This window comes from Corallococcus sp. CA053C (assembly GCF_003611675.1).
Classification (GTDB): Bacteria; Myxococcota; Myxococcia; order Myxococcales; family Myxococcaceae; genus Corallococcus.
The window spans coordinates 1-444 of record NZ_RAWA01000882.1 but is presented as its reverse complement, the minus strand read 5'-3'; the positions used below and the strand labels follow the sequence as shown (position 1 = coordinate 444).

The following is a 444-nucleotide window of genomic DNA, read 5'->3' as shown; positions in this document are numbered from 1 at the left end:
CCGGCCTCTCATCCACCATGTCTTTTCCCTCCAAAGAACTTCCCGAGCGAATGCACAAACGCTACGCTTTACCGGCTCCAGGAACCTCCGAAGTCGACAGACTATCAACCCATCTCTCCAACACAATGATCGCCCCCATGGCAGCCGAGCTCGCAGACAAGATCACTGGCCCCCAAATTCTCAAAGTCCGCACCTTCTCATCCCGCATGGCCGTAGAGAAGAAGCGCAAGAAGCCAATCGCAAACCAACTCGCAAAAGTCGTAGCAGATGGCTTCTTCTTTCCTCTCACCGGTCGATTTTTCGTTCATCTGAAAGCCTACGGCTCCTCCAGGTCTAATGTAGTCTTCCAACCATACCTCCTGACACTCTTCGTCAAAACCCTGTCATTACTCATTCACGCCAGTGGACCTTCAACTCTAAGCCTACCGCAGATGACCTCTGAGT

At 52.3% G+C, this 444-nt stretch carries 1 protein-coding gene; it reads left to right on the top strand.

Annotated features, from left to right (window positions below):
* Positions 1-137: 137 nt before the first annotated feature.
* On the top strand, positions 138-444 hold a 307-nt coding region (locus tag D7V97_RS46390; protein WP_233583635.1), incomplete at its 3' end, for a hypothetical protein.